We start from the raw sequence: 20,992 nt of genomic DNA, 5'->3' as shown, positions 1-20,992 counted from the left end.
GGAAATTTAATTCATGAATAACGACTTATTTCGTAAAGAATCACTGGATGCGAAAAAGACCAAAGTATTAGGGTCAGTGGCGTTGTATTGCCCGCCATTCAGGTGGGTAATCATTACTCTGGTTTGTATGCTGGTAGCCATACTGACCGCCTTTTGCATTTTTGGCAGTTATACCAAACGGGAAACCGCAAAAGGGGTGCTGGTACCAGAAAACGGCATGATGACCATCACAGCGATGAGCGCCGGTACGGTGATCGCCCTTCCCGTTCGTGAAGGTGACAGACTGAAAAAAGGCAGCCAGATTGCCACCGTATCTTCGGAGATTTCTACGCGCTATGGTTCTACGCGCGAAGCTATCGCCAGACAGCTGGAGCTTCAGAAACAGGGATTGAATAATCAACTGCTCAATCTCGATGAACTTAATAGTGAGACGTTAAAATCGTTACAGGAAAAGGTTAATTTGCTTGGCCAGCAATCTGTTGAGCTGGAAAAAATTTACCGGCAACGCACTCAACAAATTCAGCTCTCCAAAAATCAACTCAATAAAATCGCGGCAATGCGCAGGGAAGGCTATGCCTCAAATACGCAGGTAGAGCAACAGCAGAATGACTTACTTGATGCTGGCATCAGGTTGCAGGATGTCGCACGTCAGCGCATCGATGTTCGTCAGCAACTGGCACAGGCACGACAGCAGTTACGCGAACAGCCCATTACCTATTCTCAGCAGAAAAACGATCTGCAACAGAAGCTATCAGAAATCACACAGTCGATGATGGAAAACGAATCACGCCGCTCAGTAGAGCTTCGTACGCCTGAAAAAGGCACCGTCAGCGCAGTGCTGGTAAAACAGGGTCAGGTTGTAACAGCAGGTCAGACGCTGGCAATGATATTGCCAGATAACGCACATTTGCAGGCGCGCATCATGCTGAGCAGCCGGGCGATTGGTTTTATCCAACCGGGACAGCGAGTAGTGCTTCGCTATCAATCATTCCCCTGGCAGAAATTTGGTCAGCAGTACGGCACAGTGCTGGAAATTTCAAAATCTGCGCTCTCACCTCAGGAAGTCGCGACCATCACTGGTGACAGCCAGGTTCAGGAATCGATGTATCAGGTGAAAGTCACTCTGGATAAACAAACGGTTCAGGCTTACGGCAAGCAGAGCTCTTTGCGTCCAGGTAGCGGACTGGAGGCTGATTTTATTATTGATAAGCGTCGTATTTACGAATGGGTTCTTGAACCACTGCATGCTCTGGGAAAAATGACTTCTCTTTAAATTTTACTCTTTAGCCAGGTTTATAATGGATTTATTTCACAAACTGAATTTGTCATTTCGCCAGAAATTGCCCGTCTTACGCCAGGCACAGGCCGCTGAATGTGGCCTTACCTGCATCGGGATGATCGCTGGCTATTATGGCCATCACATTGATATGGTCTCACTTCGGCAACGATTCCCAACCTCCACGAAAGGTAGCACCCTGGCGAATGTTATGTCTTTTGCTCAGCATTTAGGCATGGGGTGTCGTGCAGTTCGGCTCGAACTGGATGAGCTAGACAAGTTGAATCTGCCTTGCGTACTGCACTGGGACATGAACCATTTCGTTGTGCTTAAAAGTATTGCGAAAAACAAAATTCTTATCCATGACCCGGCGCGTGGCGTACGAAAGGTGCTGATGGATGAAGTCTCAACATCGTTCACCGGTGTGGCACTGGAGCTGTACCCTGCTGCAACGTTTGAGAAGAAGAACGAGAAGAAATCCATCTCAATGCTCAACCTGATCCGCAATGTGTCAGGGATTGGATCCGCTTTTATTCAGGTGGCCTTACTATCACTTGCGCTGGAGTTCTTCGGCATCATCACACCATTTTATATGCAGTGGGTTATCGATCAGGTGCTGGTTTCGGCAGATGGCGATTTACTGACTTTGCTGGGCGTGGCGTTTATCTGCATTACTCTCTTGCAGAGTATGATTTCAGCATTACGCAGCTGGGTCACCACCTGGTTCTCCAGCATGCTGAGTGTTCAGTGGTCTTCAAATCTATGCGCCCATTTGCTGGGCTTACCCCTGAAGTACTTTGAGGAACGGCATGTCGGCGACATTCTTTCTCGCTTCAGTTCACTAGGCAATATTCAAAGTACTCTGACGGGTCGCTTCATCTCGTCTATCTTCGACGGCGTGATGGCACTTGTGACACTTGGAGTCATTTTCACCTATAACGCGACACTGACTTTTGTGGTGGTCGGTCTGTTCCTTCTGTATGCGCTCATCCGCTGGATTTCTTTTGAACCCTTCCGGCGCGCTAATGAAGACCAGCTGATGGCCTCCGCAATAGTTCAGTCGCAGCTGCTGGAGTCCATCCGTGGCGTACAGGCCATCAAGCTTAACAACAAGCAAGACCTGCGCGTTTCCACCTACACGAACGAAACCGTCGAATCGACGAATAAAGGGATTACAACGCAGAAACTCTCAATCTTTTTCAATACATTGCAGGGAGCAATTTCAGGCATTGGCAAAATTATATTAATCTGGCTGGCGGCGGCGCAGGTGCTGGATGGCAACTTCACAAGCGGGATGCTGGTGGCATTTATCTCCTTTTCAGATCAATTTATTTCACGTTCAGCTGGCCTGATTAACGCATTAATCGAGTTCAAAATGCTGCGTCTGCATGGCGAACGCCTTTCTGACATTGTATTGACAGAAAAAGAACAGGATATGGAAAGTAATGTCATATTAGCTAATGACAATGGACCGATAAGTCTGGATATCCGCAACCTCTCTTTCCGCTATTCAGAAACTGAAGCAGATATTTTCTCTGATTTTAATCTGTCCATTGAAGCTGGCCAGTCTATTGCCATAGTCGGCCCATCAGGACAGGGTAAAACAACTTTGGCAAAAATCTTGCTGGGCCTGCTCAAACCTGATTTCGGAACAATCAGTATCAACGGCGTCGAGCACACTAAACTGGGCATGAAAAACTATCGCGATATGATTGGTAGTGTGATGCAAAGTGATATCCTGTTCGCTGGTTCAATCATGGACAACATCGCTTTCTTTGATGCCAATCTGGATCGGCATCGGATTGAACGAGCCGCGCGTATTGCCCAGATTCATGATGACATCATGGCTATGCCGATGGGCTATAACAGCATGGTAGGCGATATGGGATCCTCGCTTTCAGGCGGACAAATTCAGCGAGTCATTCTTGCACGTGCACTTTATCGAAATCCACGTATCTTGATTCTGGATGAAGCAACCAGCCATCTGGATGTTTCTAAAGAAAGTGCCATTAATGATGCCATCAGGCACATGAGTGTAACGCGAATTATTATTGCACATCGACCACAAACGATTTTAAGTGCCGATCGCATTATTCAGATTAACCGCTATGGAACAACAGAGATATCTAAAAACGAATTTCTAAATTTGATCAACTCATCGCATGCTACTTTAGCTGTCAACTAAACATGCAAAAAAGCAGTGTGCATTGCCTTTTTATAAATCTGAGGATTCAATATGCAGCGTTGTTTAAAATGTCTCGAAGGCACTATTCATTTTGATGAAGATGTTAAAACACAAACTATAGATATTATAGCATTCAGATCCGGGCAACAGATCACAATCAATCGTGAGCGCCTGCCTGCCGGTAAAAGCCTGGCTGAAAACATCACTATGCAAATTAACAATGCAGAAAAAGTCTTTCAGCAATTCAACCTTGTTAAAATGGAAGATTTTACGGCTGACAGTGCATTCCAGGAAACCGTCGAGGTAATCTACAATTTCGTTTCTAACCCAGGAAGTGGAAAACGTGTCTGGCAGGTTACTTATGTATGTCTCAATTCGGAAAGTGACATCATTAACTTTACATCACTCTACCCTGATGAAATCTCAATGAAGAACGAAATAAGTCGCTTACGTCATTGCGTGCAAAATTTCGCGCATGAACAAATCAGAATTTAACATATTTTTGAATATGACATCACCTAATACTTATAGAAAACCCTGGTAAAGCCATAAATAGAATAACTTCTATTTATATATATCACAAATAAATGCATAATTTTTTTCGTTGGCTGCTGGCAAAAACCAAAGGCCCGATTTAATCATTTAAAGTGAAGGAAATAATATGCGCGATTTAAACATGATGGAAATTGAAGCAGTAGCGGGTGCTGGTATCTGGAGTTCATTAACCAGCGCCATTCTCGGCGGCGTAGCAGCAGCTTCTGCTGGTGCTCTGGTAGGCGGCGCTCATGGTGGTGACGGTGGTGGTCTGATCGGAATTGGAGCTATCGGTCAGGGCGTTGGCATGATTGTTGGCGGTGTAATGGGCGGAATCACTGGTTTCGTTGGTGCTGCAATTATTGGCTGGGACGAGCCAGAGACGGTAACCAGCCTGGTCACCCAGTGGGCCTCAAGTGTAATCAATGGTACTTACGTCTAATTAATATTTTAAAACAAGGGCCGGAACAGGCCCTTGTTTTATTTATGCAGCTGACTACAAATAAGCCATAGAGTCAATATTATTTTTTGATGAGGGTATGTTAATACCTGTAATGTCACCCTCAAAAAAATGAGCTTAATTCCTTCTTACCCACGCCAATTCATACTCTCCATTTTAACGCTAACTCCTCAACGCAAGTTACAACTTTCAAATAACCTTAATACGCCTGCTCATTTGACTAGCATATATGCACTGCACTTCACCTTGTTAAATTAACTAAAGGAGAAATAAAAGATACAATTAGCATTTCCTCCGGGTTTCGTTAGATGCATAATCATTACATTATTAATGGGTTTGTTGAATTTCATCCTGCGACCAGCACTTTGCGTAACTTGAAAGAGCCGGGAAATTCAGTTGTGCTGAATTCCCCCGCAGGTCGTTGCTTATTATTGCTCATCACTCGCGATGGAAAGATTGTTACTCAGCAAGAGTTCATGGACATCGTCTGGGAGAAAAATGGCATGCTTGTTTCTCCCAATACGTTCTATCAGAACATTTCAATCCTGCGAAAAGGATTGAAAAAAGTTGGACTGCCTGAAGATCCAGTCGTAACGATCCCGCGAGTGGGGCTGACACTGGCCAGTGGTACTGAAATAACCAAGCGCAGTAGTGAAAAGCTGGCAACACACAGCGATGAAAATGCGCATTTTATGGATGAGCACTTTCTGGCGCAGGAACAGCATGAAGATCTTCCACCAATGGCGGATGCAGAAAAGAGTAATAAGCTGCCGGCAACCCCGGAAGCGCAGTCAGCAGATAACGCAGCTCAGACAGCACCATCAGACAGGATAGTGCAAAAGAAGCCCCGCTCTTTATCACTATGGGCAGCAGGCCTGGTGGCAACAATTCTATTAATTCTGATTGCAGGCGTGAAAGATAATACTTCCATCAACTCCCGCCTCTACTTCAGTCACTACATTTTTCTGGCCGAGGCCAGTGGTTGCCATATTTTCATCGCGGATAAGAATGCCACGCCAGAGGACAAGATAAAGACTCTCTCTCTTTTTGAGAAGCTGGATACCAACTGCAGCAATTATCCATGGGTCTATATAACTCATTATTTAATGCTGCCCAGAATTTCAGTAATACGCTGCAACAAACCAATGACCAGGACCAACACCTGTATTTCAGAGTATTATTTCAGAGGTTTAACTCAGGATGATTAGAAAATTTGTATGGATTCTACTGGGCGCAGTTATTGTGGCCGAAACAACTTATTTACTTCATCACTATATTCAGCGTCGGCAGCCAGAAAACTTCAGCTGCCATGCCAATTTAGTGCAGCACTATAATGACGACAAATATAAACTGTCTCTGGATTATATGATCCGGGGTAACTTTGGGTTGGTTCACATAACAGGACGCTCAGAAAATAATCCTGAAAATACATTTAATCGTAAAGTCTCCTTTAACTTAGAGCGCAATGGTGATATTTTTTATATGTTTTCTACAAAAAACATCCGACTGCCTGATGATAATCTCAGCGATGATGAGATGAAGATGTATGTTCCCCATTTCTTTGTGACATCAGAAAGAGATATCTATATGCGAGTGATTAAACAAAAAAATAATAATTTCATTTTTATGGTTGATTCTATTCCTACCTATGTGTGCAACGAAACGCCTGGCTGAATTAGTATACAATCTTCAGTCAGCAGCGACGATTTTGCATCAATCAGTAATGCAGGAAGTGACTATCTCATTCCGTTTACCCGCATCGGAAACTGCTGTTCTTTGGTTTAGTAACGCTGACAGTTAAAAAGGAATGAGAGCGGACCGCCAACCAGATAGGTCTTTTTATCGACCTGAGTGATATCAAGCTGAAGATAGCCAGGATCGAGAGTAATTTCAGCCAGCAGTAGATTAAAGATGGCATCTGGCGTCGTATCGTTGGTGGAGGAGATGATCTTTCTGATTTTATAACGATAAGTGTCGTGCTCTATTTTACTCCCTTCGCTCAGGGCAATACGACGATTGAGTATTGTTACCTTATCACCATAAGTAGCCTGCCCATTTAATAACAGATAACCTGATTGCAGATTGATAAAACGTAGATTCTGAGAAACAACAAACTCAATTTTATTGTTTTCATGGCGACTAAGGTCATAACGGCTGAAAGCTGAACAGCGGAAAGGGAGATCATCAGTCTGACGCTTGAAATAGCTAACACCTGCTAAAGAGAATAGTAGTAACGAGGTTAGTGTTATTATTAGCGTGAGAGTAGTGTTGTGTTTCAAATCGTTCTCCAGTCAAGATAATAGATGTTGTCACAGGAAACGATATTGCCGCTGCTGTCCAGGTTACATGCGGATAGCGTTGTTCTGCCGTAGTCAGCGGTAGAAAATGCGGTATTTTTATCAAAATAGATCCGTCGTCCTGGCGCACAAGTCTCATTATTCTCTTTGAGAATTTCAGAGAGTTGCTTATAAACTGACTTTTTCCCGAACACGTCCAGACCTGGGATAATCACCGCCTCGCAGCCGCCTTCAAGTTTGATGGTGCTCATAGAGGCCGTCTTTGGTGCTGACGAATCAGAAGAGAAATACCAGAACGCGCCCCCCAGAAACAGCATCAGGATAAGCGCAATCTGGGCTGTCCTGATGGTAACAGCAGATTTTTCTACTGCCCTATCCTCCTTATGAGAAACGCAGGACGCAGCATGGCTATCCTGACCAGCATCATTATTCTCAACCGGCATTTCATAATTCTGAGTCTGCGCCGCAACAATAGCCTGAGAAGATTCGTGTCTGATTTTGATTTCAGTATTGAGCCGGATGCCAATTTTCGGAATGGTGATGATGAGATTTTCACAGCCATAAGCTGCGAGCGCTCTGCGCAGGATACTCAGGTACTGATTCAGATTACTATTAGATCCACGCAGGCCATATTTATCCCAGACTTCGGTCAACAGGGTTTCACGCGCCAGTATTTCACCCTCAGAATTCAGTAATTGCTCGAATAAGCGGCCTGATGAAATACTCAGACTCAGCGTCTCCTGAGTAGGGAGATGGCTCAGCGTGCAGTCATCAGAATTGTAAGCAATCTGGTCATCGATAATGTAAATCATTAAGAAATCACTGAATTTGCTGTCATTGCCGACAGTATAATTCAGCTCATTTCAAGAAGCACTAACCAGCCCTTAATTAGCCTGCTTAGCCGGTAAGACCGGGTTAATGTTGAAATCTGACTTTCATGCGGATAGTCAGGTTTGCATAGTCCCCCCCTCTGTACCGCTAGTTCAGCACGCACTCCTGCTGATCACAATGAGCGTGACCGGATTGTGAAGACACCCATGCAGAACGGCGCGCATCATGTCAGCTTTCGTTATCCTGATGGAGCGGCTGGCAGTACGGTTAATCCCTGATCAGCGCGTTCAATATCAGATGCATGTCTGTGGTCATTACCCAGCAGCAGCTTTATAAATCTGTACCTTTCCTGACAAAATTGCGGCTGCCCGGCCGCCTGCGATTTTATTTCAACACTACAATTAATCGCACCAACATCATTTCAGAGAACGTTGATGAATATTGCAGCTTTTGATATTGGCGGTACCTCTTTAAAAATGGGCGTGGTGGACGATCGGGGAAACATTCTGACGCAGGAGAGCGCCGACATTTCCCACAACGCGCGGGACAAAATTCTGGAAGAAATAGTGGGCTGGCTGGAGAAGAATCCCGGCTGTGAAGGTATCGCCGTGAGTACGCCAGGCTATATCGACCCCGATAAAGGCTTTATTGAGATGGGCGGCACCATCCGTGATTTTGACCAGTTTCATCTGAGCCAGTGGCTGACGGAGAAAACATCCCTGCCTGCCACGGTGGAAAACGACGCGCACTGTGCCCTGCTGGCGGAATACTGGCTGGGCAAAGCGAAAAAACTGAACGATTTCCTGATGCTGACCATCGGAACCGGGCTGGGCGGAGCCGCTTTCTGCAACGGTGCGCTGATTCGCGGTGGCCGGAACCGGGCAGGTGAGTTTGGCTGTCTGCTGACCTCACGCCCCACCAGCAGCGACATTGAACGCCACACCATGAGCCAGAGCTGTACCATGACCGCGCTGCGGGAGAATTACAGTCAGCTCACCGATCGGCCTGTCGACGACGTCAGTGGCAAAGATGTGTTTGACGCCTGCGACCGCCAGGAAAAAATGGCGCAGCAGGTGGTGGAAAAATTCTACCAGGATCTCGCGGCCTGTTTATATAACCTCTTCAGCGTCTTTGATCCGCAGATGATATTTATTGGCGGCGGCATTACGGCGCGGGAACCTTTCCTTGAAGAACTCGCTGAGCAGCTGGCAAAGTATCAGATTGATATTCGTATTGATGCGGCCACCTACGGCAACGACTCCGGCATGCTGGGTGCAACATGGAATTTCCTCCAGCGCCAGCCAAAGAATAATTAGCTGACCGGTCAGGGTCATGTGGCCCGCAGACAGCGTCAGCATAAGGGAGGCGCCCGACCCTCTCTGTCGCCTCCCTGTCGCACCAGCCCGGCTCCGGCGCATCAAACAGGCTCAGTGCGACACCGGTCAGGGTAAAGACCAGCAGATATAACAGAATGAGCGCGACAAGCAGAGCACGGTGACTGCGCATCCCGCTTATTCCCATGTGGCTCAGAAGGAGTAGCTGAGGGCCAGCGTGACCCCGGCCCCATCGTGCCGTGCGACAATGGGGCTATCGGAGGCAGATTTATCGAGCCAGCTGTAGTCACCCGTGACGCTGGCTGCCCAGGCAGGGGTCAGCTGATGACTCCAGGTCAGGCTGGCGTCCGTTCCATAAAATCCCCCTGAAGCGTTATACCGTGCAAACCCGCTGCGCGCACTCTGCTGGCTGTTCACGCCGTACCAGGTGTTCATGTAGCGTCCATCACCGAACAGACCGGCCACCTGCAGCGCCACGGTATCGTCCGTGGTCTGCCAGGGGATCAGGGTGACCGACGTCCGGTACTGCACGCCCTGACTGTCACTCAATGGCAGCGTCGCTTTCCCCTCCAGCACCAGCCACGGCGTCACAGACCAGCCCAGCGCCAGCGCGGTATTGACCGTCGCGTTGATATTTCCCATTCCCCGCAGCCGGTCATCCCCGTCACGCCAGGAGGAGTTCTGGTCTGAGCGGCCCAGCCCGTAGCCCAGCGTATGCTCAAGGTAAAGTCCGTTATCCGCCTGCAGGTCATAGCCGATACCTTTTTGCGAATCGAGAAAAAACGCTCCGTCGCGCGCCTGAATCACCGGCATCACCTGCCAGTGATTCCTCGTTGCGCCGCTGTAGCGCGGTGCGTTGATGCCCGCAATGCCCAGCGTCATGCTGGGAGGCGGCGTGGGACTCTCTTCGGCCATCGCGGCGGCGGCACTGAAACCCAGCGACAAACAGACCATGTGAAGCGTTATTTTTCCGGTTATCATCACGTTTCCTCATTATCACATCCGGTGCGGAGCTGGGGAGTCAGTACCGCGTCACCGGAGGTGAGTATGCGAGGCGCGTATCAATGAACGGCCAGGGATTTATGAAGAAACAGTCAAGGTGGTCCGGAAATGCAGGAAAAACGTGTACTGATTATTGAAGATGACGCGGATGCAGCGGGCGTCCTTGAGGCTTACCTGAAACGTGAAAACTATGCGGTTACGATAGCCGGTGACGGACCGGGCGGGCTGGAGGCGGCCAGACGCTGGCAGCCCGATCTGATCCTGCTCGATATCATGCTGCCCGGCATGAACGGCACCGAGGTGCTGGCGGCGCTCCGGCGGCGTGACGATACCCCGGTGATCATGGTCACGGCGATGGGTGACGCGCCCGATCGCATCGGTGCGCTGCGCTATGGGGCCGATGACTATGTGGTAAAACCCTATCATCCCGGTGAAGTGGTGGCGCGCGTGCAGGCCGTTCTGCGCCGCAGCCAGCCGCCCGCGGCCGCGGCCGGGGTCCTGCGCTGGGCTGGTTTAACGGTCGATCCCGAGGCGCTCACCGCGATCGTGGAGGGTGACAGCGACGCCCCACACCGGCTCGATCTGACGCCCACCGAGTTTTCCCTGCTGGTCACGCTGATGCGCGCTCCGACGCGTCCCTTTACCCGCCTGTTTCTGCTGGAGCACTGCCTGCCGGAAAGTGATGCGCTGGAGCGGGTAGTCGATACCCATGTCTACAACCTGCGCCGTAAACTGGAAGCCGCCGGCATCGCTGATGTGCTGCCGGCGGTACGCAGCGTCGGCTACCGGTTCAGACAGCCATGAAGAACGCAACCCACACCTCACTGTGGCGCTGGATCTGCATCCGGGTCCTGTTGCTGGCGATAGGCAGCGTAGTGCTGATCGCCCTCTGTATGTGGCTGCGATTTGCGGTGCAGGCGGTCTGGGTTTACCACCGGATGCCCCCCGCGCTGGTGGAGGAGTTCACCCGGCTGCGCCAGCATCCCGCCAGCGATCCGGCGCGCTTCCATCAGATTGTCGATCAATACTGGGGCATCAATTTTTCCGATCCGTCGCTGGCCTCCTCTGACTGGCTGACCGTCATCCTTCTGGTCGTGGTCACCATTCCGCTTATGGTACTGATTGCGCTGCGCTTTGCGCGTCCGCTCTCCGCACAGTTCAGCCAGCTGGCAACGGCGGCGCGTGCGGTGTCGCAGGGGGAGTTTGGCCGCCCGGCGGCGGTTGTTGACGCGGCCCCGCAGGAGCTGGTGCGCTTTACCGAAGACTTTAATCAGATGACACAGCAGCTGGCGCGTTACGAGCGCGAGCTGCGCGCCTCTCACGTCGCGATGGCGCATGAACTGCGCTCTCCGCTGACGGCGGCGATGGGCCGTCTGCAGGGCATTCTGGATGGCGTTTTTCCGGCCGACCCCCAGCAGCTGGCGATGATCATGAAGCAGCTGACACAACTGAGCCGGCTGACTGACGAACTGCATCTGCTGTCACTGGCGGATGCGGGGCAGCTTACGCTGAACCCGGAGTGCTTTAACCCCGCCGAGCTGCTGCGTGAGCGCACCGGCTGGCTGCTGCCGCAGGCAGAGCAGGCAGGCCTGACCCTCCGCGTGAAAGCCCCTGACAACCTGCTGCTCTGCGCCGATGCGTTCCGGCTGGGGCAGGTGGTGACCATCCTCTGCGAAAATGCGCTGCGCTACGCGGCGGACGGCGGTGTGCTGCTCATCTCCGCCAGCCGGGACGCCCGGGCCACGATACTGACCTTCCGCGATTACGGTCAGGGCGTGGATCCGGACTTCCTGCCACAGCTGTTTGACCGCTTTACCCGCGCCGACTCCTCACGCGCCCGCCACTCCGGCGGCAGCGGACTGGGATTGTCCATTGCCAAAGCCATTGTCGACGCGCACGGCGGGACGATCACCGCCTCGCTACCCGCCGACGGCGGCCTGCTGATTCGGATAACACTCCCGGATCGATAAATTGTTCTGACTTGACCATTTCTTGATGGTTCATGGAACGTTTCTGGACACGGGCCGGGTTCAATGAGCACAACTCATTACAGGAACCCGGCTATGACAGACTTCTTATCTGATGCTGCCCGCCAGATCTGGCGTCATCTCTTCTCTGTTCACCTCGTGGTGCCGTTCGTCTTTGTGCTGTCCGGGGTGCTGATCATGACCGGCTGCCGCGATAACAGTGCGGCCCCGCCGCCAGCTCCGCCCCGCCCGGTAAAAACCGTGACCGCGCCACCGCCAAGCGGTGCGGCCTCTCTGCGGCTGACCGGTGAAATCCGGGCGCATGACGAAGTCACCCTGGCCTTCCGGCTCGACGGGCGGGTCGTCAGCCGCACGGCTGAACTGGGCGATCGGGTCAGTGCCGGGCAACCGCTGGCGGCGCTGGAAAACGATCAGACGCGTAACCAGCTGAGCAGCGCCCGGGCCGATCTCGACAGCGCCCGGGCTACGGAGCGGGTCGCCGCGCTGAATCTGCATCGGATGCGGTTGCTGATGCCCGGCGGTGCTATCGCCCGCAGCCAGCTGGACAGTGCCCAGGCGGACTGGCAGAGCGCGCAGTCCCGCCGTCTCAGTAGCGAAGCGGCGCTGAAAAATGCTCAGGATAGCCTCAGCTGGACCCGGCTGACGGCCCCTGCTGCGGGCCGGATCACCGCTATCACGGTTCAGCCGGGTCAGGTGGTCAGCGCCGGACAAAGCGTGATGACGCTGGCCGCGGGGGATGCTCGCGATGCGGTGTTTGATCTGACCACCACCGAGCGGCTGCAGATCGCTGAGCGCACACCGCTGAAGGTGACGCTGCTTGCCGACCCCGGCACCGAGGCCCGCGGCACGGTCCGTGACATCAGTCCGCAGGCTGACCCGCAGACCCGCACCTGGCGGCTGCGTGTCACGCTGAATCAGCCGCCCGAGGCGATGGCCCCCGGCGCCACCGTTATGGTCAATCTGCCCGATACGCAACCGCCGGTCATCGCCCTGCCCGCCAGCGCCCTGACGCGCTTAGCCGACCAGCCGGCGCTGCTGGTTGTGGATGCGGCTTCCCGTCTGCAGCTTCGCCCGGTGGTGCTGGCCCGCTTTGACGCTCAGCAGATCTTCGTCGCATCCGGTATTCAGCCGGGCGAGCGCATCGTTACCGCTGGCGTCGCCACCCTGCAGCCCGGCGAAAAAGTGTTGCCTGCACAGGAGGAACCATGAAAAAACCGGCTGGCTTTAACCTCTCTGGCTGGGCGCTGGCGCATCAGCAGCTGGTGGTCTTTTTTATGCTGCTGGTGATGGCCGCGGGCGTGATGAGCTATGAACATCTGTCACGTAATGAAGATCCGGCGTTTACCATCAAAACCGCGGTGGTCTCTGCCCAATGGCCGGGCGCCGACGTTAATACCATGGTGCAGCTGGTGACGGACGTGCTGGAGCAGAAGGTGCAGGAACTCCCCTCTCTCGATACGGTGGAGAGTGAGACCCGCGCCGGGCAGACGGTCATCTATGTCAATCTGCGTGACGATACGCCGCCGTCTCAGGTCGCGGGCATCTGGTATCAGCTGCGCAAAAAGATGCAGGATGTGAGCACCTCTCTGCCGCAGGGCGTGCAGGGTCCGGCGGTCAACGACGAGTTTGATGACACCTTCGGCACGATTTATGGCTTCACGGCTGAGGGCTTTACCGCCCGTGAGCTGCGCGACCGCGTCGATAACCTGCGGCGCGCTCTGGCGACGCTGCCCGACATCGGCAAAACCCGGCTGCTGGGTGTGCAGGAGCAACAGGTGGTTATCGCCTTTTCTCCGCAAAAGCTCAATGGCATGGGTCTCGATTTGCAGCAGGTCAGCGACGCCATCAACGCGCAGAACGAGGTCGTTCCGGCGGGCAGCCTGCGCACCGACCGCGAGAATATTGCGCTGCGGGTCAGCGGCACCCTGACCTCCGTCGACAGCCTGCAGGCGATGACACTGCATATCGGCGATCGCTTTATCCCGCTGACCGATCTCGCGACGATCAGCCTGCAACCCGCCGAACCGCCCGCCCCGACGTTCCGGGTCAATGGCGTGCCCGCTATCGGGCTGGCCGTCTCCATGGCCGCCAGCGGCAACCTGCTCGACTTTGGTCAGCAGCTGAATCAGCGCATGCAGACGCTGGCTGGTCAGTTACCGCACGGCATCACCATGACCCGCGTTGCCGATCAGTCTGCGGTGGTAAAAACGGCGGTCAGCGGTTTTGTGCGAATCCTGGGCGAAGCCGTAGTGATTGTGTTAGCCGTGTCGTTTATCTCGCTGGGGCTGCGCGCCGGACTGGTGGTGGCGGCGGCGATCCCGCTGGTGCTGGCGATGACCTTTACCGGTATGTTGCTGGCCGGTATCGGGCTGCAACGCATCTCGCTGGGTGCGCTGATTATCGCACTGGGGCTGCTGGTGGATGACGCCATGATCACCGTCGAGGCGATGGTGGCCCGGCTGGAAGCGGGTGACAGTAAGTGGCAGGCCGCCACCTGGGCGTTTAAAACCACCGCCTTTCCGATGCTGACCGGCACGCTGGTCATGATCGCCGGGTTCATTCCGGTCGGGTTTGCCGCCTCCAGCGCCGGCGAGTACTGCTACTCGCTGTTTGTGGTGATCGCGCTGGCGCTGCTCTGCTCGTGGGTCGTCGCGGTGATCTTCTCTCCGCTTACCGGCTGCTGGCTGCTGTCGGCAAAACTGAATCATGCCGACCCGCGACCGGGCGTGCTGATGCGCGGCTATCACTGGCTGCTGGAAGTCATTCTGCGTCATCGGGGCGTGACGGTGAGCGCGGCGCTGGCGGTGCTGCTGGTCAGCCTGTACGCCACCACGTTTATGCAGGGTGAATTTTTCCCGGCGTCCGACCGCCCCGAACTGCTGGTCAGCCTCACGCTTCCCGCCAGTGCGACGCAGGCTGAAACCACGCGCCGGACCGCACAGCTGGAAGAGGTGCTGCGCCATGACCGCGATGTCGCCAGCTTCAGCAGCTACGCAGGGTCGGGTGCCATCCGTTTCTATCTGCCAATGGATGTGCTGCTGGAGAATGAAAACATCGCACAGCTGGTAGTGGTCGCCAGAAACCTGACGGTGCGCGACCGGCTGCAGCGCAGGCTGGAGAGCAGGCTCGCTGAGAACTTCAGTGATATCACCACACGGGTCTCGCCGCTGGAGCTGGGACCGCCGGTTGGCTGGCCACTGAAATACCGCCTTACCGGACCGGATTATGGTCATGTCCGGCTGGCGGCGTCCCGGCTGGCGGCGCTGATTGCCCGCTCACCGCTGACCCGCGAGGTCAATCTGACCGCCGGAGAACCGGAGCGCGTCATGACGCTGACCGTCAATCAGACCGAAGCCCGCGCGGCCGGACTCTCCTCCGGGACGATAGCCCGTGCCCTGAATACCCTTATGTCCGGCAGCGTGGTAACGACACTGCGCGACCGCAACCGGCTGATTGATGTGGTGCTACGCGGCAATGACGCCGAGCGGCAGGATACGGCGACGCTGGCGGGTTTGATGATCACCAATGCCAGCGGTCAGAAAATCCCGCTGCGCCAGGTGGCGACCCTGAAGTGGGGCGTGGATGATCCGGTGATCTGGCGGCGTCAGCGGCTGCCCTACATCACGGTGCAGACGGATATCGCTCCCGGCCAGCGGGCGGAAGCGGTCTCCCAAAAGCTGGCACCGGCTATCGCCGCCCTGCGTGCTTCCCTGCCTGCCGGGTACACGATTGAGGAAGCGGGCACGGTAGCGGAGTCGGACAAGGGCAACAGTTCGGTCTTTGCCCTGCTGCCGATGACGCTCTGCGCCATGCTGGTCCTGCTGATGATTCAGCTGCAACGCTTTTCCGGCATGCTGCTCGCGCTGAGCATGGCCCCCTTCGGCCTGCCCGGCATCGTTTCCGCCATGCTGCCGACCGGCACCCCGCTGGGCTTTGTGGCGCTGCTGGGGATTATTGCACTGGCAGGTATCATCATCCGCAATGCGGTGATCATGATCAGTGAAGTGGATGCGAATGCCCGCGCCGGGCTGGCCGCGGGTGAGGCCATCCGCCAGGCGGCGCATCACCGCGCGCGGCCTATCCTGCTGACCGCCTGCGCCGCGATCCTCGGCATGATCCCCATCGCCCATCAGGTTTTCTGGGGGCCGATGGCGCTGGCGATTATCGGGGGGCTGGTCAGCGGGACGCTGGTGACGCTCACCGTGCTGCCCGCCGCGCTAAGCCTGTTGATGCAGCGCCGGTCGCGCTGAAACGGTGTCAGGCGATCCCGCGGGATCGCCTGGCATGCTCAGTTCATCACCTCCACCAGAATCAGCGGGCACTTTCTGACTTTACAGGCCTGGGTATAGGCCAGCGAACAGACCGAACAGAGGTCGCGCACGTCAGACTGGTACTCATACTCCATGAAATAGCGGAACTGGCCACCCGCCGAATCTGTTCTCCAGAATCGCTGCGGCTCCAGAATTTCATCCAGTTGCCTGAATGTCAGGGCTGACGGGTTATGAAACCCGACTCTTACGCGGTATGTAGTCATGCCCCGATTATTAATATCCCGCCCACCGCCCGCCAGCTGGTTATTGTTTTCAGTTCAATAGCTGGCGCTTATCAACCCGCTTCGCCTGAAGCCGACTGTTCCGCCAGCAGCGACAGCAGATGCAGCACCGCTTTCGAGGGGTGATGCCGCCGCCAGGCAAACGCCACGTCGGTGAACAGCGTGTTATTTTCGATATCGCTGAAGCTGACGTCCGGGTTATCAACGCAGCGCATCGACTCCGGCACCAGCGCAATCCCGCACCCTGCCGCCACCATACCGAGTGACGTGGTGATCTGCGGCGCCTGCTGGAAAGTGTGGCGCGAAAACCCCGCCCGCAGACAGGCGGTGACAATCAGCTCATACAGGCTGGGCGAAACGTTACGCGGGAAAATCACCAGGGTTTCACTGGCCAGGGCCGATAAGGGCAGGACGGGTGTGCCGCTGAGAGGGTGGCTGCGCGGCAGCGCAATCAGCATCTTTTCGGTGGAGATGACGCGCAGATTAAACGCCTTGCTGCTTTCGCACGGCAGCCGGATAAAGGCGGCATCCAGCAATCCCTCCTGCAAATCCTGCATCAGCAGGGACATGTTCTCTTCGCGCGTCAGCAACTCCATCGCCGGATAACGCCCGGTAAAGCGGCGGATCAGGGTAAAGATATGAGGATTAAAGGCAACCGAGCTGGCAAAACCCAGTGACAGCTGGCCGCTGATCCCACGGGCAATCCCGCGCGCATTCTCCAGCGCCTGGTCGGCAAGTTGCACAATCTGCACGGCATCCGCCAGAAAAGCCTCGCCGGCCTCGGTGAGTTCCACCCCGCGCGTCAGCCGCTTCAGCAGGGGCGTGCCAATCTCCTGCTCCAGCCGCAATATCTGCTGACTCAGCGGCGGCTGCGATATCCCCAGCATTTCGGCGGCGCGGGTGAAGTGAAGCGTCTCGGCAACGGCAACAAAATAACGCAGGTGGCGCAGTTCCATATCAAAAACGTCTCAAAGTTAACAGGTTTCGCTATTGGATCTTACGACTGAATCGGTTCACCCTTAGGTTAACACGGCTTAACGGTTAACTTACGAGGCATCAAATGAGCAATTGTGTAACTGATTGTTCCTGTGAGGATCAACTAAAACGAACTGTCTTAACGCTTTCCCAGGATGCACCAGAAAGTGTTATCTATCAGACCTCTTTAATGAGTGCGCTACTGAGCGGCGTTTATGACGGGAACACGCGGATTGCCGATCTTCTGCGCAAAGGCGATTTTGGCCTGGGCACCTTTAACCGGCTGGATGGCGAGCTGATCGCCTTTGACAGTCAGGTTTACCAGCTGCACGCCGATGGCAGCGCCCATCCGGCCGATCCGGCGCAGAAAACCCCGTTTGCTGTCATGACCTTTTTCAAACCGCAATATCTGTTTGAGTTTGACCGGCCGATGTCGCGTGAGGCCATCCATCAGGTGATCGACAGCGAAATCACCTCCGACAACCAGTTCTGCGCGCTGCGGATCAGTGGCCGTTTCAGCCGGGTCGAGACCCGCACCGTGCCGTGCCAGTGTCGCCCCTATCGCTCCATGCCGGAAGTGCTGGGCGATCAGCCGACCTTTGCGTTCCGCCAGCGTGCGGGGGAACTGATCGGCTTCCGCACACCCCAGTACATGCAGGGGATTAACGTCGCGGGCTATCACGAACATTTTATTACCGACGATCGCGAAGGCGGTGGACACATTCTGGATTATGCGCTGGAACAGGGAACCCTGACCTTCGGTGCCATCAGCAAACTGGTCGTGGATTTGCCGCAGGACAGTGACTTTCTCAATGCCGACCTGAACCCCGCCAATCTTGACGCTGCCATCCGTGCGGTCGAAAGCTAATCAGAGGAATGACGATGAAAACTCCAACCGATACCACGCTCTGGACCTGTGGCGCTGACCTGGTGGTCGCGCAGCTTGAGGCGCAGGGCGTCCGCCACGTCTTTGGTATTCCCGGCGCCAAGATTGATAAGGTTTTTGACTCCCTGCTGGACTCCTCCATCCAGACGATTCCGGTTCGCCACGAGGCGAACGCGGCGTTCATGGCAGCAGCCGTAGGCCGCCTTACCGGCAATGCGGGAGTGGCGCTGGTCACCTCCGGACCGGGCTGTTCTAACCTGATCACCGGCATGGCGACCGCCACCAGCGAAGGGGACCCGGTGGTCGCCCTCGGCGGCCAGGTAAAACGCTCCGACAGCGCCAAACAGGTGCACCAGAGCATGGATACCGTCTCGATGTTCCGCCCGATCACCAAATATGCAGTTGAGGTCACCGATCCCTCCGCGCTCTCCGAGTGCCTGTCGAATGCGTTTCGTCACGCCGAACATGGCCGGGGCGGCGGCGCGTTTGTCAGCCTGCCGCAGGATATTGTCGACCAGCCTGTTACCGGCAAAGCACTGAGCAGCAAAGCGCGTCCCGTCCTGGGCGCAGCACCGGACGCGATGATCGATGCCGTGAGCCAGGCCATCGCCGGGGCTAAAAATCCGGTCATCCTGCTGGGACTGATGGCGAGTCAGCCCGAGAACAGCGAGGCGATCCACGATCTGCTGAGCCGCAGTCACATCCCGGTCACCAGTACCTATCAGGCCGCCGGTGCCATCCGCCAGGAGCACTTTTCACGCTTTGCCGGACGCGTCGGATTATTTAACAACCAGGCGGGCGATCGGCTGCTGCAACAGGCTGATCTGATCATCACCATCGGTTACAGCCCGGTGGAGTATGAACCGGCCATGTGGAACAGCGGCAACGCCACGCTGATTCACATCGACGTGATCCCCGCAGAGACCGACAACCGCTACCTGCCGGACGCCGAGCTGGTGGGCGATATCGCCGCCACGCTGCGTAAACTGGCGGCGCGCATCACCGCGCCGCTGCAGCTGACGCCGGAAGCCGCCACCATCCTCGATGACCGTCAGCAGCAGCGGAAACTGCTGGCGATGCAGGGTGCCAGCCTCAATCAGTTTGCCCTGCATCCGCTGCGCATCGTGCGTGCCATGCAGGACATCATTAACAGCGACGTCAGCCTCACGGTGGACATGGGCAGCTTCCACATCTGGATCGCCCGCTATCTCTACAGCTTCCGCGCCCGCCAGATCATGATCTCCAACGGTCAGCAGACCATGGGCGTCGCCCTGCCGTGGGCAATCGGGGCCTGGCTGGTCGACCCGCAGCGCAAAGTCGTTTCGGTCTCGGGCGATGGTGGCTTCCTGCAGTCCAGCATGGAGCTGGAGACCGCCGTCCGGCTGAAAGCCAACATTCTGCACATCGTCTGGGTCGACAACGCCTACAACATGGTGGCGATACAGGAAGAGAAAAAATATCAGCGCGTCTCCGGCGTTAACTTTGGCCCGGTCGATTTCAAAGCCTATGCCGAAGCGTTTGGCGCAGCAGGCTTTGCGGTGACCAGCGCGGCAGAACTGGAGCCGACGCTGCGTAAAGCGATGGATGTTCAGGGACCTGCGGTAGTGGCTGTCCCGGTGGATTACGCCGATAACCCGCTGCTGATGGGCCAGCTGCATCTGAGCCAGCTTCTTTAATTTCATGCAAAAAGGAAATCACGATGAAAAACAGAGTGGCATTTGTAACCGGCGCAGGCCAGGGCATTGGTGAAGCGATTGCCCTGCGTCTGGCGAAAGATGGACTGGCGGTCGCGGTGGCGGACTTTAATCAGGACACCGCCCGTCAGGTGGCGGAGAAGATTACTCAGCAGGGCGGTAAAGCGATCGCGCTGAAAGTAGATGTGTCGCAGCGCGATCAGGTGATGGCGGCAGTTGAGGAGGCGCGTCGTGCGCTGGGGGGCTTCGACGTCATCGTCAACAACGCCGGTATTGCCCCCTCGACGCCGATTGCGGAGATTACCGAAGAGGTGGTCGACAAGGTTTACAACGTCAACGTCAAAGGCGTGATCTGGGGTATGCAGGCGGCGATAAAGGCCTTTGCGGCTGAAGGGCACGGCGGCAAAATTATCAACGCCTGCTCTCAGGCCGGACACGTCGGCAACCCGGAGCTGGCCGTCTACAGTTCCAGTAAATTTGCCGTGCGGGGCCTGACACAAACCGCAGCGCGCGACCTGGCCGCGGCCGGCATCACGGTCAACGCCTTCTGTCCCGGCATCGTCAGGACGCCAATGTGGGAAGCGATCGATCGGCAGATCTCGGAAGCGGCCGGAAAACCTGCCGGTTACGGCACGGAAGCGTTCGCCAGACGCATTACGCTGGGACGTCTCTCTGAGCCGGAAGATGTGGCGGCCTGCGTGGCCTATCTCGCCAGCCCCGACTCCGACTACATGACCGGCCAGTCTCTGCTGATCGACGGCGGCATGGTCTTTAACTGATCCCCCTGCCTGCTGCGCCAGCGCGCAGCAGCTGTTTTTCCTGCCCGGCTTCACCCTTAAATATTTTTTATCTGAAAAGCGGTTAACCATCAGCAGGTTGCCCGCCTGGCCGCGCCCCTGCTGGTTTTTTGTCACTGCAGAGGTTAAAGCTGCTTATCACCCTGCCGATAAATCAAAGACTCCTCTCCCTGTTCGAAGC

Annotated in this window: 19 protein-coding genes; 14 read left to right on the top strand and 5 right to left on the bottom strand. The window is 55.2% G+C overall.

The window, feature by feature from the left end; translation table 11 throughout:
* The first annotated feature begins 13 nt into the window (after window positions 1-13).
* The 6 genes from HFD92_RS16890 (at window position 14) to HFD92_RS16865 (ending at window position 6,129) form a co-directional block, all read left to right on the top strand.
* Window positions 14-1,273 carry an HlyD family secretion protein gene (locus HFD92_RS16890; protein ID WP_167429328.1) on the top strand — a complete coding sequence of 420 codons (1,260 nt, stop codon included), beginning with the start codon at window positions 14-16 and terminating at the stop codon, window positions 1,271-1,273.
* 25 nt (window positions 1,274-1,298) lie between these two features.
* On the top strand, window positions 1,299-3,461 hold the full coding sequence (locus tag HFD92_RS16885; RefSeq protein WP_167429327.1) for a peptidase domain-containing ABC transporter: 2,163 nt from the start codon (window positions 1,299-1,301) through the stop codon (window positions 3,459-3,461).
* 51 nt (window positions 3,462-3,512) lie between these two features.
* A complete protein-coding gene (locus tag HFD92_RS16880) occupies window positions 3,513-3,956 on the top strand; it encodes a DcrB-related protein (protein WP_167429326.1) in 444 nt (147 codons plus the stop codon).
* Window positions 3,957-4,122: 166 nt separating this feature from the next.
* Entirely contained in the window at window positions 4,123-4,437 is a 315-nt protein-coding gene (locus tag HFD92_RS16875; RefSeq protein WP_111208810.1) for a colicin V synthesis protein, read from the top strand.
* A gap of 326 nt (window positions 4,438-4,763) precedes the next feature.
* Complete coding sequence (locus HFD92_RS16870; protein ID WP_167429325.1) at window positions 4,764-5,663, top strand: transcriptional regulator; 900 nt, start codon at window positions 4,764-4,766, stop codon at window positions 5,661-5,663.
* Window positions 5,656-6,129, top strand: coding sequence for a hypothetical protein (locus tag HFD92_RS16865; RefSeq protein WP_167429324.1), 474 nt, complete (start codon window positions 5,656-5,658; stop codon window positions 6,127-6,129). The genes HFD92_RS16870 and HFD92_RS16865 overlap by 8 nt, the downstream gene beginning before the upstream one ends.
* 107 nt (window positions 6,130-6,236) lie before the next feature.
* Here the strand turns inward: HFD92_RS16865 and HFD92_RS16860 are convergent, their stop codons facing one another.
* Both HFD92_RS16860 and HFD92_RS16855 read right to left on the bottom strand, forming a co-directional pair.
* Complete coding sequence (locus HFD92_RS16860; RefSeq protein WP_167429323.1) at window positions 6,237-6,734, bottom strand: FidL-like protein; 498 nt, start codon at window positions 6,732-6,734, stop codon at window positions 6,237-6,239.
* Window positions 6,731-7,564 carry a winged helix-turn-helix domain-containing protein gene (locus HFD92_RS16855; protein WP_167429322.1) on the bottom strand — a complete coding sequence of 278 codons (834 nt, stop codon included), beginning with the start codon at window positions 7,562-7,564 and terminating at the stop codon, window positions 6,731-6,733. The genes HFD92_RS16860 and HFD92_RS16855 overlap by 4 nt, the downstream gene beginning before the upstream one ends.
* Before the next feature lie 453 nt (window positions 7,565-8,017).
* On the opposite strand from HFD92_RS16855, the gene HFD92_RS16850 reads away from it, so the two are divergent.
* Window positions 8,018-8,899 (top strand): ROK family protein, encoded by an 882-nt coding sequence (locus HFD92_RS16850; protein WP_167429321.1) that lies wholly within the window; start codon window positions 8,018-8,020, stop codon window positions 8,897-8,899.
* Between the two features lie 210 nt (window positions 8,900-9,109).
* On the opposite strand, the gene HFD92_RS16845 is transcribed toward HFD92_RS16850, so the two are convergent.
* On the bottom strand, window positions 9,110-9,898 hold the full coding sequence (locus HFD92_RS16845) for a MipA/OmpV family protein (protein WP_167429320.1): 789 nt from the start codon (window positions 9,896-9,898) through the stop codon (window positions 9,110-9,112).
* Window positions 9,899-10,027: 129 nt separating this feature from the next.
* On the opposite strand from HFD92_RS16845, the gene HFD92_RS16840 reads away from it, so the two are divergent.
* From HFD92_RS16840 to HFD92_RS16825, 4 genes are all read left to right on the top strand, one after another.
* Entirely contained in the window at window positions 10,028-10,723 is a 696-nt protein-coding gene (locus HFD92_RS16840; RefSeq protein WP_111208817.1) for a response regulator, read from the top strand.
* Window positions 10,720-11,889 (top strand): cell wall metabolism sensor histidine kinase WalK, encoded by a 1,170-nt coding sequence (locus tag HFD92_RS16835; protein ID WP_140923748.1) that lies wholly within the window; start codon window positions 10,720-10,722, stop codon window positions 11,887-11,889. The genes HFD92_RS16840 and HFD92_RS16835 overlap by 4 nt, the downstream gene beginning before the upstream one ends.
* 93 nt (window positions 11,890-11,982) lie before the next feature.
* Window positions 11,983-13,116 (top strand): efflux RND transporter periplasmic adaptor subunit, encoded by a 1,134-nt coding sequence (locus tag HFD92_RS16830; RefSeq protein ID WP_167429319.1) that lies wholly within the window; start codon window positions 11,983-11,985, stop codon window positions 13,114-13,116.
* The gene (locus HFD92_RS16825; RefSeq protein WP_167429318.1) at window positions 13,113-16,157 is read left to right on the top strand and encodes an efflux RND transporter permease subunit; all 3,045 of its coding nucleotides are present in this window, start codon (window positions 13,113-13,115) and stop codon (window positions 16,155-16,157) included. Before HFD92_RS16830 ends, HFD92_RS16825 begins: the two co-directional genes overlap by 4 nt.
* A gap of 38 nt (window positions 16,158-16,195) precedes the next feature.
* Here the strand turns inward: HFD92_RS16825 and HFD92_RS16820 are convergent, their stop codons facing one another.
* The gene (locus tag HFD92_RS16820; RefSeq protein WP_033736884.1) at window positions 16,196-16,441 is read right to left on the bottom strand and encodes a hypothetical protein; all 246 of its coding nucleotides are present in this window, start codon (window positions 16,439-16,441) and stop codon (window positions 16,196-16,198) included.
* 71 nt (window positions 16,442-16,512) lie between these two features.
* Complete coding sequence (locus HFD92_RS16815) at window positions 16,513-17,415, bottom strand: LysR family transcriptional regulator (protein ID WP_167429317.1); 903 nt, start codon at window positions 17,413-17,415, stop codon at window positions 16,513-16,515.
* A 104-nt stretch (window positions 17,416-17,519) separates the two neighbouring features.
* Between HFD92_RS16815 and budA the strand changes: the two genes are divergently transcribed.
* The 3 genes from budA to HFD92_RS16800 are packed head-to-tail and all read left to right on the top strand — an operon-like array spanning window position 17,520 to window position 20,793.
* Window positions 17,520-18,302, top strand: a complete 783-nt coding sequence (budA, locus tag HFD92_RS16810) for an acetolactate decarboxylase (RefSeq protein WP_009093211.1) — start codon at window positions 17,520-17,522, stop codon at window positions 18,300-18,302.
* A 14-nt stretch (window positions 18,303-18,316) separates the two neighbouring features.
* Window positions 18,317-19,996, top strand: coding sequence for an acetolactate synthase AlsS (alsS, locus tag HFD92_RS16805; protein ID WP_167429316.1), 1,680 nt, complete (start codon window positions 18,317-18,319; stop codon window positions 19,994-19,996).
* Between the two features lie 23 nt (window positions 19,997-20,019).
* Window positions 20,020-20,793 (top strand): (S)-acetoin forming diacetyl reductase, encoded by a 774-nt coding sequence (locus HFD92_RS16800; RefSeq protein WP_058957546.1) that lies wholly within the window; start codon window positions 20,020-20,022, stop codon window positions 20,791-20,793.
* The last annotated feature ends 199 nt before the right edge of the window (window positions 20,794-20,992 follow it).

Source organism: Pantoea sp. EKM101V (assembly GCF_011800325.1).
Taxonomy (GTDB): Bacteria; Pseudomonadota; Gammaproteobacteria; order Enterobacterales; family Enterobacteriaceae; genus Pantoea; species Pantoea anthophila.
This window is presented reverse-complemented; position numbering and strand designations above follow the sequence as displayed.

Bases quoted from the DNA above. Each gene is read 5' to 3' on its own strand.
- HFD92_RS16825 (WP_167429318.1), top strand. From the start codon at position 13,113: ATGAAAAAACCGGCTGGCTTTAACCTCTCTGGCTGGGCGCTGGCGCAT.
- budA (WP_009093211.1), top strand. From the start codon at position 17,520: ATGAGCAATTGTGTAACTGATTGTTCCTGTGAGGATCAACTAAAACGA.
- HFD92_RS16850 (WP_167429321.1), top strand. From the start codon at position 8,018: ATGAATATTGCAGCTTTTGATATTGGCGGTACCTCTTTAAAAATGGGC.
- HFD92_RS16800 (WP_058957546.1), top strand. From the start codon at position 20,020: ATGAAAAACAGAGTGGCATTTGTAACCGGCGCAGGCCAGGGCATTGGT.
- HFD92_RS16890 (WP_167429328.1), top strand. From the start codon at position 14: ATGAATAACGACTTATTTCGTAAAGAATCACTGGATGCGAAAAAGACC.
- HFD92_RS16820 (WP_033736884.1), bottom strand. From the start codon at position 16,441: ATGACTACATACCGCGTAAGAGTCGGGTTTCATAACCCGTCAGCCCTG.
- HFD92_RS16830 (WP_167429319.1), top strand. From the start codon at position 11,983: ATGACAGACTTCTTATCTGATGCTGCCCGCCAGATCTGGCGTCATCTC.
- HFD92_RS16880 (WP_167429326.1), top strand. From the start codon at position 3,513: ATGCAGCGTTGTTTAAAATGTCTCGAAGGCACTATTCATTTTGATGAA.
- HFD92_RS16815 (WP_167429317.1), bottom strand. From the start codon at position 17,415: ATGGAACTGCGCCACCTGCGTTATTTTGTTGCCGTTGCCGAGACGCTT.
- HFD92_RS16845 (WP_167429320.1), bottom strand. From the start codon at position 9,898: ATGATAACCGGAAAAATAACGCTTCACATGGTCTGTTTGTCGCTGGGT.
- HFD92_RS16875 (WP_111208810.1), top strand. From the start codon at position 4,123: ATGCGCGATTTAAACATGATGGAAATTGAAGCAGTAGCGGGTGCTGGT.
- alsS (WP_167429316.1), top strand. From the start codon at position 18,317: ATGAAAACTCCAACCGATACCACGCTCTGGACCTGTGGCGCTGACCTG.
- HFD92_RS16885 (WP_167429327.1), top strand. From the start codon at position 1,299: ATGGATTTATTTCACAAACTGAATTTGTCATTTCGCCAGAAATTGCCC.
- HFD92_RS16835 (WP_140923748.1), top strand. From the start codon at position 10,720: ATGAAGAACGCAACCCACACCTCACTGTGGCGCTGGATCTGCATCCGG.
- HFD92_RS16865 (WP_167429324.1), top strand. From the start codon at position 5,656: ATGATTAGAAAATTTGTATGGATTCTACTGGGCGCAGTTATTGTGGCC.
- HFD92_RS16840 (WP_111208817.1), top strand. From the start codon at position 10,028: ATGCAGGAAAAACGTGTACTGATTATTGAAGATGACGCGGATGCAGCG.
- HFD92_RS16855 (WP_167429322.1), bottom strand. From the start codon at position 7,564: ATGATTTACATTATCGATGACCAGATTGCTTACAATTCTGATGACTGC.
- HFD92_RS16870 (WP_167429325.1), top strand. From the start codon at position 4,764: ATGCATAATCATTACATTATTAATGGGTTTGTTGAATTTCATCCTGCG.